This is a genomic window from Streptomyces sp. NPDC002125 (genome assembly GCF_053593715.1).
In genome coordinates this window covers 125,801-139,082 of record NZ_JBSFDD010000005.1, presented here as the reverse complement: position 1 = coordinate 139,082, position 13,282 = coordinate 125,801, and the positions used below count along the sequence as shown (strand labels likewise).

Below are 13,282 nucleotides of genomic sequence, written 5' to 3'. Positions count from 1 at the left end.
ATGTTCACCACCCACCTCGTCGCGTACACCACCGCCACCGAAACCGGCGTCGCCCGTGTCCGCACCGACCACGACACCCCCACCCACAACGAGATGACCGAGGAAATCCCCGGCCTGCTCACCGGCGTCGGCCTGGGCCGCGAGCCGCAGTACACGATCCGCTACGAGACCCGGCGCGGCGTGGTGGAGAAGGTGGTCGGCGCGGCCGGCGTCGAGCGGGTGGGCCGGATCCTGATGAACTGCGCGGATAGGGACACCGTCTGGGGCATCGAGTGCTTCGACGAGTCGGGCCTTGAGGTCACTTTCGCTTTTGCCGTGTTCACCTCCTGAGCAGCACCCTGCGCCCCGCCTCGGCTTCGGCCGACGGCGGGGCGCGCTTGTGCGCCGGACCGGTGGCTGTTTCTTGATCACCGGGCTACGGTCAGTGACACCCGGCCACCCAAGGCCGGCCCACGACCGAGAGGGGACGCACATGGCCCGCAAACTGCGGATGCTCGGCACCAACTCGAAGGACGGAGAATGCCCCACCCTCTACGAGGACGTCGACACCGGAGAGATCCTCGTCCAGGGATACACCGTCACCGACCCCGAGGTTCTCTCTCAGATGGCCAACCCACTGAAGGGTGAGTCGCTGGTCGTCGTCGACCGGGCGCTCCTCATCAACTTCGCCCCGACGAGCTGACGTGCCGAGCATCGTTCCCGCAGCCCAGATACTCGACTTCTTCCGCGACGGCTTCGAGCACACCGCATGGCGCCTGGAGACCCGCCGGGAATACGCCGCCGACCAGAGGACCGAGGAGTACCAGCAGTTCCTCCAGGGCGTCGCGCCCCGCAACGACGAGGACAGCCCTTGGTACTCCAACGCCCGCGCCCAGACGGCACAGGGCAAGCGGATCGAACGTGTTCGTCTGGTCGACGAGCCCGCGACGGACAATCAGCGGTACCTGCTGGCCACGACCCCAGGGAACCTCGCCGCCGGGGAGGACATCCGCTACCTCCACCGGTCGGCCGCAACCGCCCTCGGCTTTACGGACGACGGCGACTTCTGGCTGTTCGACTCCCGGGTCCTGGCCCGCTTCAACTGGACCGATGCGGACCGGCGGATGGAGCTGACCACTGACCCGGAGCAGGTTCTCCGGGCGTGCCAGGTCCGCGACGCGGCATGGCACCACGCGGTCACGTACGAGAAGTTCACCAGCCGGGTACCGTCCCCCATGTGAGCACCGACTTCCAGCGCGCCCGGGTCCTCCTCGGTGTGCGGCTCCGTGAGCTGCGCACCGAGGCCGGGCTGAACGTCCGTGACTTCGCCGCCCGCTGCGGGTGGGCCCCGTCGAAAGTCTCGAAGCTGGAGAACGGGAAGCAGACCGCGACGATCGCAGATCTCACCGCGTGGGCGGAAGCGGTCGAACAGCCGGGCCGCGCCGCCGAACTGCACGGACGCCTCGCCGGGCTGGAATCCACGTACCGGTCCTGGCGTCGGCAGCTCGCGGGCGGCCACCGCGCCGTTCAGGACGCCCTCGGCGCCCAGCACGAGAGGACCACCGTGTTCCGCGGATTCAGCGCATCGGTCATCCCTGGCGTCTTTCAGACCCCCGAGTACGCGCGCAGCATCTTCACTCGGTACGCCGAGTTGCGCGGCGTGACCCGCGACATCGAGGGCGCGGTCGCGTCCCGGATGCGCCGGCAGGAGGGGCTGTACCGGTCGGGCCGCCGGTACCGGGTGCTCGTCGCTGAGGCTGCTCTCCACGCGAGGATCTGCTCGCGTGCAGTTCTCGCCGATCAGCTGGACCGGCTGATGTCTGTAAACGGGCTGTCGACCGTGGAGCTGGGGATCATTCCGCTCACGGCAGACGTGCGGATCGCTGCGGGTGATGACTTCTGGATCCACGATGACCGCCTCGTCATTGCCGAGACGTGGCACACGGAGATGTGGCTGGACTCGGCCGACGACATCGCCCTGTACGCGAAGGTGTGGGATGGGCTTGCCGATGGGGCAGTGACCGGCCGGGCAGCGCATGGCGTCATCGCTCGGGCACGGGCCTCGATCGGCTTCTGAGAAACGCGGAGCAACAGCGGGACCCGCCGGAGAAACAGCGTGAAACATCGCGGCGTTCGAGAAACAGGCTTGTCTACGGTCTGAGAACTACTTCGAAGACCCGGGAGGCGGCCGTGCCCGTACGCGAGTTACCGCCGGTCAGCGACATGAGTGAGTCGCAGCAGCGCGGGACACGCTGCGTCTGGTGCAGCGCCCCACTACGCAACGGGCACGCAGTCGACCTCGGCACACAGAAGGTCGACATCGGCGGCTGCATCGGCGGCTGCATCGTCCGCTGGTTCCCCCGCTCCTGCCCTACCACCTGCCCGGAGGGATAGCCGTGATCACGCTGACTAAGTCGACACCCCCGCCAGACGCGGCCTATCGCGCGCTCCTGGGGCACACCATCACCTGCACCCCGTGCAACGCCGGCCAGCAGTGCCCCGACGGGGAGCGCTTGCGCATCGCGGAGCGGAGCGCTCGCGGATGAGGTGCGACTGCTGCGATCAGCCGCTGCCACCCGCCGAAGTGGAGGAGATCCCGCAGTTCGGGGCGTCTGGTTCAGGCAGCACGGTCTGCGTGCACAAGCAGCCGTGCCGTCCTCCGCGATCCCACCCGGTGTCGTACCCGGAACAGCCCCGCTGAATGTCCCCTTGACCCACCCCGAGATGGAGCGTCCCGTGCTCACGCCCCCTGCCCCGTGGTCACCCTGCCCTGCCGGTGACCGGTGACAATCCCTCGACCCGCGACCGCCGTCACCACCTGCGAAGCCTGCTGGATCAACCCGGTCGAGGGCGTCCGCGCGACGACGGCCGGCCCGGACCTGCTCTGTCGGGACTGCGCCGTCGCCAACTACCCGCGGCGGGTGGACCTGTTCCCCCCGTTCGGGATCTACCAACTGACGAAGGGGAAGACGAGATGAACGCGCGCAGCTGGTTCCCGCAGACCACTCCGTGGGGGCCGCCGCTGCCCCACCCGGCGCCGGTACCGTCACCTCCGGGGACACCACCGGTCTGACGAACTCCCCGCCCGCGGCTATGCCGACCCCCGGGCCGCGGGCGGGGTCATGCCCGGACGAGGTCTGCGAGTGGCACATCGATCGCGTCGGCGACGAGGAGCAGATGGTCGAGCAGGGGCGAGGTGTGCCCCTGCTCCAGACGGTTCACCGTTTTACGGTCGAGTCCGCAGCGGCCGGCCACCTGCTCCTGGGTGAGACCTGCGGCGGTACGGGCGGCGCGTACACGGTCCCCGATGGCCCGGCGGCGGGTTGGTACCCAGTCGGGTAGGGGATCGATCGGCACAGGTTAACGCTCTGGCCTGCACCCTCGCGTGTCAGTACCATCGATGGTACATACGGCGATCTTGGTTTCGGGCAGGAGTGCGAGCGCTCCCCGTACGTGTGCATCGGTTCAGGAACCGCTGCGAGTTGAAGGCCCGTCCATAAGGGTGAGGCGCGTGCCTCTGGCACATGCGCCACTCACCCCCCTCGTGAACAGCCGTGCCGGCCCCAGGTCGATGCGGTCTCGAAGCGGCGCAGGGTGTTCGCGTGTCCGCCCAAATGCGCCGTTAGGCGTCATGACTCAGTCAAGACGCCCCGCCCCGCACCCAGATGGGTGCGGGGCGGTCTACGTTGGACAGCAGAAGGCCCCCACCGAGCTGTGCGGTGGGGGCCTTGCTTCCGTGGGCCGGGCCTCCCCGCCCGGGCACCACAGACATGCGGGAGGCGCGTGTCAGACGCGCGCGGGGAGACGTGCCTGCCCCTCCCTGCGCAGCAGCCTACGTGCCTGGGGCAACGAGTCCATCCCTCTAACGGGTGACGATTCGCGGGAGTGCTGTGGGGATGTGGACTCTTAGTGGACTGTGATCATGAAAGGGTCCTCCCGTTCGAACAACGAGAGGACCCTTCACTACTCCTGACCTGCAATCCAGGCTGTGCCCCCGGCAGGATTCGAACCTGCGACACCCGCTTTAGGAGAGCGGTGCTCTATCCCCTGAGCTACGAAGGCGGGGATCTGCCGGTGTTCCGGTCCGTGGAGACCAGGCCACCGCCGACAGTGTAGCGGGTGGGGTGACGTCACTCCCTCCGGTTTGCGTCCGGCCCGGCGTCCGTGGCCGGGGCCACCCGGATCGCACACCCGGGGGACCCGGGTGAGCCGGTTGACGGGGGTCGGGGGCGGGCATACCGTCGCCGGGTCGCCGAGCCAGTACATGGAGAGGCCCTTCGTGCCGCACACCGATCCCAGCAGGTCCCCGGCAGGCCGTGCCCGCGTCGAGGCGTCGCTGACCGGCCCCGGTGCCCCCTTCGCCGTCGTGCGGGGTGAGGACGGGGTGCTCGTGTATGCGAACGGGCCGCGTACGCTCCGGGAGTTCGTGGAGACCACCTGGGCGTTCGGCGAGCAGCCGTTCCTCATTTCGGGTGAACAGATCTGTTCGTACGGGGAGTTCTTCGCGGCCGCGTCCGCGCTCGCCCGGAGGTTCACCGAGGAGTACGGGCTGCGGTCCGGCGACCGGGCCGTCGTGGCGATGCGCAATCGCCCCGAGTGGCAGATCGCTTTCTGGGCGGCGCAGCTCGCCGGGCTGGTCGCCGTACCGCTCAACGCGTGGTGGACCGAGGGGGAGTTCGGGTATGCCCTCGACGACTGCGAGCCTCGGGTGCTGCTGGTCGACGGGGAGCAGTTGCCGAAGGTCGCGGCGTGGGGGGAGAGGGCCGGGGCCCGGTTCGTCGTCTTCCGGGGCGGGGAAGAGCTGCCGGCCGGGGCCGAGCGGTACGAGGATCTGCCGGAACCCGATCCGTGGGCGGCGCCTCCCGAGGTGGAGATCCGGCCGGAGGACGACGCCACGATCATCTACACCTCCGGGACCACCGGGCGGCCCAAGGGCGCCGTGGCCACCCACCTCGCGCAGGCGGGCGCGGCCCTCAACCCGCGCTACCAGGCGGCGGCTTCGGCGCTGGGCCGCGGGGTCCTCCCGGGGCAGGGGCCGGCGCCGGTGACGCTGATGACGTTCCCGTTCTTCCACGTCGCGGCGTTCACCAGCCTGTACGCCGCGATGGCGGCGGGAGGCACGCTCGTCCTGATGCCGAAGTGGGACGCAGGCGAGGCCCTGCGGCTGATCCGGCGGCATGGGGTGACGCACTACGCGGGGGTTCCGGCCACCGCGCTCCAGCTGCTCTCGGCGGCGGAGGGCGCCGGGGACGGTCTGGAGAGCCTGAGGATGCTGAACACCGGCGGGGCGGCGGCTCCGCCCGATCTGGTCGCGCGGCTCACCGCCCGGCACGGGGAGCGGATCGAGCCGCGCAACGGTTACGGGCTGACCGAGACCAGCGGCGGGGTGCTGGCCGTCTTCGGGGCCGAGTACCGGGCGCATCCCGACTGCGTCGGCACCCCGACGCCCGTCACCGAGGTACGGATCGCCGGCCCGGACGGGGAGGAGGTCCCCGAGGGCGGGACCGGCGAGCTGTGGCTGCGCGGGCAGTCCCTGGTCCGCGGCTACTGGCGTGACGAGGAGGCCACGGCGGGGGCGTTCACCGGCGGCTGGTTCCGTACGGGGGATCTCGCCGTCGTCCGGGACGGGCGGGTCGCCGTCGTCGACCGGATCAAGGACATGGTGGTCAGGGGCGGCGAGAACGTGTACTGCGTCGAGGTCGAGGCCGCTCTGCACGAGCACCCCGATGTCGAGGACGCGGCCGTGATCGGCGTTCCGCATCCGGTGCTGGGGGAGGAGGTCGCGGCGGTCGTCCGGCTGCGCCCCGGTTCGCCGGTCACGGCGGACGACCTGCGGGCGCACGTGGGGCGGGCCCTGGCCGCGTTCAAGGTCCCCGCGCATGTGCTGGTGACGGGGGAGCCGCTGCCGCGGAACGCCACGGGCAAGGTCCTCAAGCGGGAGCTGCGCGGTGCGGTTCAGGAGCGGCTGGGCGAGGACGGGCCCCGGCGGCTCACGGGCGGGTGATCCGGACCCGGTAGTTGCCGTCGGCGTCCTTCTCCGTCACGGATATTCGTATGCCGTTGGTCCGGTCGGTGAAGGTCTCACCCGGCTCGAAGGCCGCGTCCGAGAGCTCGGCGTGGACGTTGGGCCGCCGGGTGCAGCCGCCGCTGTCCTCCGTGCTGTCCTCGACGGAGACCGGCCCCTGGCCGGTGTCCACGTCGGAGCTCACCTTGTAGATGAGGACCCCGGGCCGGCAGACCGCCTCGTCGTTGCCCTCGGCGGTGCGCACCTCCACGGCGTAGCCGGACTGCCCGCTCAGCGGCACGAAGGCGAGCTTCGGGCCGCCGGGCGTGGCCAGTGGTTCCAGGGTGTGTTCGCTGGTGCCGGGCATGGCGGCGCAGCTGATCTGGTCGCTGCCCAGCCAGCCGAGCTTCCACTTGTGCCAGCCCAGGAGGTCGTTGTTGGCCCCCCAGTCCTCGGACATGATGTCCCAGTGCCCCACGGAGCCGCCGCCCTCCGTCGTGTAGAGGTCGGGCAGCCCGAAGACATGGCCGTTCTCGTGGGGCAGGACCCGGTAGCCGGTCTCCGCGTACGAGCCCGAGCCGTCGTCCTGGCGGCTGTAGACGAAGGACGTGTTGGCGAGCGGGACACCGTCGGCGAACGGGGCGTCGTCGTTGCCGGAGAAGGTCACGGACAGGACGGTGTCCAGGGCGGAGGGCCCGGCGTTCGGGGTGACAAGCACGTTGACCAGGTCGTATTCCGAGAAGTCGACCTTCGGATCGGCGACGTCCACCAGGTCCTTGACGAGCATGCGGTAGCCCGGTTCGTACGGTGAGCCGCGCTCGATCCCGTATTCGGAGAAGGGCAGAGGCATCCGCAGCCACTCCTTCACGGGGGCTTCCGGCAGATAGGTCAGCCGGCCGTAGGAGCTGGTACGGAACCAGTCGGAGGTCTGCGGGAAGAACTCCGCGAGCCGGTCCGCCGCCGGTTCCGTCGCCCGTGCGTCGGGGAAGTCGATCATCAGGTTGAGGGCCCTGATCTGCCCGGTGGAGCGCGCGTACTCAGGGGGTGTGGGCATCCCCTCCGACATCTGTACGCCCATGGCCGTGGGTATCCGGCACGGGGCGAGGCCCGTTCCCCTGGGGGCGGAGACCGGCCCGGCCGAGGCGCGGCTCGCGAGGGGGAGCGTGGAGCTGGCCGATGCCATCGTCGCGATGACCAGGGCGGTCGCTCCGGCGAGTGCGAGGGGGCGACGGTATCCGCGTATCCGGTGGCGGGGCTGCTGCATAGGGCTCGCCTTCGGTGCCGCGGCAGCCGGCCGGCCCCGGCTGCGCTCTGGCGATCAGCCTGTTGGGGGCGGTGGGGGCCCGCTCGCTGGGTGAGCCGGTCGGGTGATGCCACGGCGGACCGCCGTGTGACTCAGGTCACATGAGGCCGGGAAATAACCGGGGATCTCTTCCCCGTTTGCACCTGTGTCCCCGCGAAACGGGGAAGCGGTCCCCGGTTCGTCCCGAGGGCCGGCCACACACCAAGGGAAGGGCAGCAGTCGTGGAGACCGTCGCCGGAACCGCATCCTGTGCCGCAGTGCGCCGCTCGCCCCGTCCGCGGGCCGACGCCCTGCGCAACCGGGAGCGGATCGTCGCGGCCGCGCGTGAGATGTTCGTCGAGTTCGGGCCGGACGTGCCGCTCGACGAGGTCGCACGGCGTGCCGGGGTCGGCAACGCCACGCTCTACCGCAACTTCCCCGACCGTGCCGCTCTGACGCACGAGGTCGTCCTCGCCGTCACCTGCCGCACGACCGAGCGGCTGGAGGAGGCCGTGGCGGCCGAGCCCGACCCGTTCGTCGCGCTGAGCCGCTTCGTGCACGCGGCGGCCGACGAGCGGATCGGTGCCCTGTGCCCGATGCTCTCCGGCGGCTTCGACAAGGACCATCCCGAACTGCTCGCCGAGCGCCGGCGCCTCGAAAGGGCCGTCGAAGGGCTCGTGGAGCGCGCCATGTCCGCCGGGAGGCTGCGCACCGACATCGCCGTCGGTGACGTACTCGTCGCCCTTTCCCAGCTCACCCGGCCCCTGCCCGGCATCGCCTGCCTGGACATAGACCGGTTCACCCACCGCCATCTGCAGCTCTTCCTCGACGGCCTGGAATCCCCGGCCCGCTCCGAACTGCCCGGATCGGCGGCGACCTTGGAGGACCTGCGCCGCGGGCGCTGACGCCCGCGCACCGGAGACCCAGAAGACTCACGGCCCCAGAGGCCGACACCCCGTCCATGAAGCAGGCGGGACCCGACCAGGGTCCGGTCGTCAGTACAGCTCGCCCTTTTTCGGTCTCGTACGCCGGTCCGCCCGCGGCCCGTGCCGCCGATTCCGCAACTCCTCGTGTCCTTAGGTGGCTACTCCCATGTCGAAAACAGCCGGCACACTTCCGGATCCCAGTCGCTGGAAAGCGCTGGCCTTCATCGCCCTCGCCCAGCTGATGGTCGTGCTCGACGCGACCATCGTGAACATCGCCCTGCCCTCGGCACAGACGGACCTGGGCATCTCCGAGGGCAACAAGCAGTGGGTCATCACCGCGTACGCGCTCGCCTTCGGCGGACTCCTGCTCTTCGGCGGACGCATCGCCGACCTCTGGGGCCGTAAGCGCACCTTCGTCGTCGGTCTGCTCGGCTTCGCCGCGGCCTCCGCGCTCGGTGGCGCGGCCAACGGCGAGGCGATGATGTTCGGCTCCCGTGCACTCCAGGGTGTCTTCGGCGCGCTGCTCGCACCGGCGGCCCTCTCGCTGCTCGCGGTGATGTTCACCGACGCCAAGGAGCGGGCCAAGGCCTTCGGTATCTACGGAGCCATCGCCGGTGGCGGTGGCGCGGTCGGCCTGATCCTCGGCGGCTTCCTCACCGAGTACCTGAACTGGCGCTGGACGTTCTTCGTCAACATCCCGTTCGCGATCATCGCCGCCGCCGGTGCCTACTTCGTCATCCGTGAGCCCGCGGGCGGACGCAACCGCTCGCCGCTCGACATCCCCGGTGTCGTCCTGTCCACGCTGGGCCTCGTCGCCCTCGTCTACGGCTTCACCCGCGCCGAGGCGGCCGGCTGGTCGGACTCGCTGACCATCGGCATGTTCGTCGCCGCCGGAGTGCTGCTCCTGGCCTTCGTCCTCACCGAGTCGCGCGTGAAGTCCCCGCTGCTGCCGCTGCGTGTCCTGACCGAGCGCAACCGCGGAGGCGTCTACCTCTCGCTGGGCCTCGCCATCATCGCGATGTTCGGGCTCTTCCTCTTCCTGACGTACTACCTCCAGGTCGTCAAGGGGTACTCGCCGGTCAAGACCGGCTTCGCGTTCATGCCCATGATCGTGGGCATGATCACCGGTTCCACCCAGATCGGTGCGCGGCTGATGACCCGCGTCCCGCCGAGGCTGCTGATGGGCCCCGGCTTCCTGGTGGCGGCCGTCGGCATGCTGCTGCTCACGCAGCTGGACATCGGCACCTCCTACACCGCCGTCATCCTGCCGGGCCAGCTGCTGCTCGGCCTGGGCATGGGCACGGCGTTCATGCCGGCCATGTCGCTGGCCACGCACGGCATCGAGCCGCGTGACGCGGGTGTGGCCTCCGCGATGGTGAACACCTCGCAGCAGGTCGGCGGGGCCATCGGCACGGCGCTGCTCAACACCATCGCCGCCGGCGCCACCACGGCGTACATCGCCGATCACGCCGCCGGTGCGAGCGACCCGAAGCTGCTCCAGCTCCAGGCCATGGTCAGCGGATTCGCCAGCGCGATCTGGTGGGCGGTCGGCATCCTCGTCGTCGCCTCGGCGGTCGCGGTGACGCTGATCAACACCGGGCGCCCGGGTTCCGGCTCCGCCGACGGCTCGGGCCGTGCCGACGGGGTCGAGGACGAGTACAAGATCCCGGTGGTCGCGCACTGAGCCGGGTGCCGGGCCGTCGGGCGGGACGTCCGACGGCCCCGGCGTCCCTCCCTGCCCTGGTTCCGCTCAGCGGAGCCAGGGCAGATCCGCGTCCGTGCCCTCCGGCTGCAGGCCCGCGGCGATGATCTGCATGATCTCGCCGAGGCTCGCCACCTGTTCGGAGGTGAGCCGGGCGAACATCGCCTGCCGCACGGCCTCGACGTGGCCCGGCGCGGAGCGCGCCAGCATCTCGTACCCCTCGTCGGTGAGCACCGCGTTCTGGCCGCGCTTGTCGGAGGGGCACTCCTCGCGGCGGACCCAGCCGTTCTTCTCCAGCCGGGCGACGGCGTGCGAGAGGCGGGAACGGGTGATCTTGGCGTCCTTGGCCAGCTCGGTCATGCGCTTCTGCCGGCGGGGGGCCTGCGAGAGCTGCACGAGCAGTCCGTAGTAGATGTGCGGCATGCCGGCGTCGCGCTGCAACTGGCGGTCGAGGTGATCCTCCATGAGCGTGGTGGCGTGGAGGTAAGCGCGCCACACGCTCTGCTCTTCGGCGGTGAGCCAACGGGGCCCGCCGGTGGTTGCCGTGGTCATGTACTCCACTGTACGACCTTTTCTTGAAAGTTGAACTAGATAGAGCTAAGGTCTCCGGTAGTAGGAGCTTGAAGATTCAAGAGCCTGCTTCGAAGAGTCGATCTGCCGAGTTCCCGGTGCTTGCCGCAGATGCCCCTGACCGGTGCCTGTAGAGAACACACATACCTTGATCGGCAGAGGAATGGGAGTGTCATGACAGTCGTCGAGGAACGCATGCCCGCCCTCTATCTCTCGCACGGCGCACCGCCGCTCGCGGACGACCCGGTCTGGCCCGGTGAGCTGGCCGCCTGGTCGGCCGGGCTGCCGAGCCCCAAGGCGATCCTGATGGTCTCCGCGCACTGGGAGGAGGCCCCGCTGGCCCTCGGCGCCACGGAGACGGTGCCGCTCGTCTACGACTTCTGGGGCTTCCCCGAGCACTACTACCAGGTGCGGTACGCCGCCCCGGGCGCCCCGGAGCTCGCCGAGGACGTACGCAAGCTGCTGCGTGGCGCCGGGACCCCGGTCCAGGACATCCCCGACCGCGGCCTCGACCACGGGGCGTACGTGCCGCTCGTCGAGATGTTCCCCGACGCCCGTATCCCCGTCCTCCAGATCTCCCTGCCGACGCTCGACCCCCGCAAGCTGATGGACATCGGGCGCAAGCTCGCCCCGCTGCGCGACGAGGGCGTGCTGATCGTCGGCAGCGGCTTCTTCACGCACAACCTGGCGGCCCTGCGGCACGCCGGCGGCACCCCCGGCTGGTCGTCGGAGTTCGACGACTGGGGGCACCGGGCGCTCCAGGCGCAGGACATCGACGCGCTGCTCGACTTCGAGCACAAGTCACCGGCGGGCCGGCTGGCCCATCCCCGCACGGAGCACTTCGCGCCGCTGTTCGTGACGCTCGGTGCGGCCGAGGGCGAGCTCGATCAGGGCCGCAGCGTCATCGACGGCTTCTGGATGGGTCTGGCGAAGCGCTCGGTGCAGTTCGGCTGAGCAGCGGCTTCTCGTACCAGGAGACGTCCCAGTACCTGCCGAACTTCCTGCCCACCTCCGTGTACGTGCCGACGTGGCGGAAGCCGAAGGCCTCGTGCAGCCGGACCGAGGGCTCGTTCGGCTGCGCGATCGCGGCGTAGGCCCGGTGGACGTCCTCGTCCGCCAGGGCCTCGAAGAGCGCCTTGTAGAGGAGCGTGCCGAGGCCCCGGCCCGTGACGCCCGGAGCGAGGTACACGCTCACCTCGACCGAGGTGCTGTACGCGGCCTTCGGGCGGTACGGGCTGCTGGTGGCATAGCCGAGTACATGCCGCGCGTTGTCGGGGGTAGCCGGGTCCAGAGCAACCAGCAGCCGGTGGGGGCCGTCTTCCGGGTGGGAGCGCAACCAGGGAAGACGCGCCTCGGGAGAGAAGGCGGCTGTGTCGAATGTGAGCGCGGTCTCACGGACGTAATGGTTGTAGATGTCCGTGAGGGAGTGCAGATCGGCTTCCACGCCCGGCCTGACCTGCACTTCTGTGGGTATCTGCGGCATCTGTCCTCCGTTGGGGGGCGACAGGGTACTGCATGATCTCGAAAGTGAATGGGCGTCGTGGGAATTCTGTCCGGATTCCAGTCGTTGTTTCCATCGGATGCAGGGCACCCGGAAGGGTGTCGCGACCTACTCAGCAAGGGAGCACGCATGGCAACCCGTGCCGTCGCCCGTCGTTCGTCCGCCAGCACCGGTGGGACCGACCGGGCAAGCAGTGTTCGCGCCTCTGGCGGGGAGATCGCCGATCGCGACCTGGTCGGCATGTACCTGGACGAAATAGCTCGCACACCGTTGCTCGACGCCGCCAAGGAGGTCGAGCTCTCACAGACGATCGAGGCGGGCGTCTATGCCCAGCAGATCCTCGACGGAGTGGTGGAGAGCGAAGCCGGCGGAGCGAAGCGTGAGGAGCTGGAGGCGCTGGTCGCCGAGAGCGAGCGCGCCAAGGACGTATTCATCCGCTCCAACCTCCGGCTCGTCGTTGCCGTGGCCAGGCGCTACCCGAGGGCGGGCCTCCCGCTGCTCGACCTGATCCAGGAGGGGAACGCGGGCCTGGTGCGCGCGGTCGAGAAGTTCGACTACGCCAAGGGCTTCAAGTTCTCGACGTACGCCACCTGGTGGATCAGGCAGGCCATCACCCGCTCCATCGCCGACCAGTCCCGCACCATCCGGCTCCCCGTCCACCTCGTGGAGGAGCTCGGCCGGATCCGCCGTGTGCAGCGCGAGTTCAACCGCGAGCACGGGCGCGACCCGGAGCACGCGGAGATCGCCGCCGAGCTCGACTCCAACGCCGAGCGCGTGGGCAACGTCCTGGACTGGGCCCGCGACCCGGTCAGCCTGAACATGTCGGTCGACGACGACGGCGACACGCAGTTCGGCGATCTGCTGGAGGACACCTCCGCCGTCTCGCCCGAGCAGTCCGTGATGACGCTGCTGCGCAGCGAGGAGCTGGAGGACCTGATCGGCAAGCTCGACAACCGCACCGCCTCCATCATCAAGATGCGGTACGGGATCGAGGACGGCCGGGAGCGGACCCTGACCGAGGTGGGCAAGCAGCACGGTCTGACGAGGGAGCGGATCCGCCAGATCGAGAAGCACGCATTGCTCGAATTGAAGCGAATGGCTCACGACACGGGCTTTGACGCTGCGGCGTGAGCCGATAACCCGTAATCTCCCCATCAAGCCGGTTCGCACCGGCCCGACGACCGGTCTCCCTTCCGGTCCCATGAGCTGAGTCCCGGCGCCCACCCCCCCCCGGCGCCGGGGCTCATCCATGTCAGGGGCCGGACGGCTCGTCGAGGGCCGGGGCCGAGGCGGCGCGGGTCAGGCGGGAGCCCAGGCC

The 13,282-nt window shown here is 69.9% G+C and carries 14 protein-coding genes and 1 tRNA gene; 10 read left to right on the top strand and 5 right to left on the bottom strand.

All coding sequences use genetic code 11. The annotated features are described in order from the left end of the window. The 5 genes from ACWCQM_RS10915 (at position 1) to ACWCQM_RS10895 (ending at position 2,957) form a co-directional block, all read left to right on the top strand. Positions 1-330 carry a hypothetical protein gene (locus ACWCQM_RS10915; protein ID WP_450914966.1) on the top strand — a complete coding sequence of 110 codons (330 nt, stop codon included), beginning with the start codon at positions 1-3 and terminating at the stop codon, positions 328-330. A gap of 142 nt (positions 331-472) precedes the next feature. Next, positions 473-682 (top strand): hypothetical protein, encoded by a 210-nt coding sequence (locus tag ACWCQM_RS10910; protein ID WP_450914965.1) that lies wholly within the window; start codon positions 473-475, stop codon positions 680-682. A gap of 1 nt (position 683) precedes the next feature. Continuing rightward, positions 684-1,220, top strand: a complete 537-nt coding sequence (locus ACWCQM_RS10905; RefSeq protein WP_450914964.1) for a DUF6879 family protein — start codon at positions 684-686, stop codon at positions 1,218-1,220. After that, positions 1,217-2,056 (top strand): helix-turn-helix domain-containing protein, encoded by an 840-nt coding sequence (locus tag ACWCQM_RS10900; RefSeq protein WP_450914963.1) that lies wholly within the window; start codon positions 1,217-1,219, stop codon positions 2,054-2,056. The genes ACWCQM_RS10905 and ACWCQM_RS10900 overlap by 4 nt, the downstream gene beginning before the upstream one ends. A gap of 706 nt (positions 2,057-2,762) precedes the next feature. Continuing rightward, complete coding sequence (locus tag ACWCQM_RS10895) at positions 2,763-2,957, top strand: hypothetical protein (protein ID WP_450914962.1); 195 nt, start codon at positions 2,763-2,765, stop codon at positions 2,955-2,957. Between the two features lie 142 nt (positions 2,958-3,099). On the opposite strand, the gene ACWCQM_RS10890 is transcribed toward ACWCQM_RS10895, so the two are convergent. Next, entirely contained in the window at positions 3,100-3,336 is a 237-nt protein-coding gene (locus ACWCQM_RS10890; protein WP_450914961.1) for a helix-turn-helix domain-containing protein, read from the bottom strand. A 632-nt stretch (positions 3,337-3,968) separates the two neighbouring features. Beyond that, positions 3,969-4,041, bottom strand: a tRNA-Arg gene (locus ACWCQM_RS10885). A gap of 217 nt (positions 4,042-4,258) precedes the next feature. On the opposite strand from ACWCQM_RS10885, the gene ACWCQM_RS10880 reads away from it, so the two are divergent. Continuing rightward, positions 4,259-5,983, top strand: coding sequence for a class I adenylate-forming enzyme family protein (locus tag ACWCQM_RS10880; RefSeq protein ID WP_450914960.1), 1,725 nt, complete (start codon positions 4,259-4,261; stop codon positions 5,981-5,983). Here the strand turns inward: ACWCQM_RS10880 and ACWCQM_RS10875 are convergent. After that, the gene (locus ACWCQM_RS10875) at positions 5,970-7,247 is read right to left on the bottom strand and encodes a M6 family metalloprotease domain-containing protein (RefSeq protein WP_450914959.1); all 1,278 of its coding nucleotides are present in this window, start codon (positions 7,245-7,247) and stop codon (positions 5,970-5,972) included. The two genes, ACWCQM_RS10880 and ACWCQM_RS10875, sit on opposite strands and share 14 nt — an antisense overlap. Before the next feature lie 260 nt (positions 7,248-7,507). On the opposite strand from ACWCQM_RS10875, the gene ACWCQM_RS10870 reads away from it, so the two are divergent. Both ACWCQM_RS10870 and ACWCQM_RS10865 read left to right on the top strand, forming a co-directional pair. Then, positions 7,508-8,170, top strand: coding sequence for a TetR/AcrR family transcriptional regulator (locus ACWCQM_RS10870; RefSeq protein ID WP_450914958.1), 663 nt, complete (start codon positions 7,508-7,510; stop codon positions 8,168-8,170). A 187-nt stretch (positions 8,171-8,357) separates the two neighbouring features. After that, complete coding sequence (locus tag ACWCQM_RS10865; RefSeq protein WP_450914957.1) at positions 8,358-9,875, top strand: MFS transporter; 1,518 nt, start codon at positions 8,358-8,360, stop codon at positions 9,873-9,875. A 66-nt stretch (positions 9,876-9,941) separates the two neighbouring features. On the opposite strand, the gene ACWCQM_RS10860 is transcribed toward ACWCQM_RS10865, so the two are convergent. Continuing rightward, positions 9,942-10,454 (bottom strand): MarR family winged helix-turn-helix transcriptional regulator, encoded by a 513-nt coding sequence (locus tag ACWCQM_RS10860; protein WP_450914956.1) that lies wholly within the window; start codon positions 10,452-10,454, stop codon positions 9,942-9,944. 183 nt (positions 10,455-10,637) lie between these two features. On the opposite strand from ACWCQM_RS10860, the gene ACWCQM_RS10855 reads away from it, so the two are divergent. Then, positions 10,638-11,417: a dioxygenase family protein gene (locus ACWCQM_RS10855; protein ID WP_450914955.1), complete on the top strand. Its 780-nt coding sequence runs from the start codon at positions 10,638-10,640 to the stop codon at positions 11,415-11,417. Here ACWCQM_RS10855 and ACWCQM_RS10850 read toward each other — a convergent pair. Further along, complete coding sequence (locus ACWCQM_RS10850) at positions 11,365-11,946, bottom strand: N-acetyltransferase family protein (RefSeq protein WP_450914954.1); 582 nt, start codon at positions 11,944-11,946, stop codon at positions 11,365-11,367. The genes ACWCQM_RS10855 and ACWCQM_RS10850 overlap by 53 nt on opposite strands. Positions 11,947-12,093: 147 nt before the next feature. Between ACWCQM_RS10850 and ACWCQM_RS10845 the strand changes: the two genes are divergently transcribed. Continuing rightward, positions 12,094-13,095 (top strand): sigma-70 family RNA polymerase sigma factor, encoded by a 1,002-nt coding sequence (locus tag ACWCQM_RS10845; protein ID WP_073753306.1) that lies wholly within the window; start codon positions 12,094-12,096, stop codon positions 13,093-13,095. Positions 13,096-13,282: the final 187 nt, after the last annotated feature.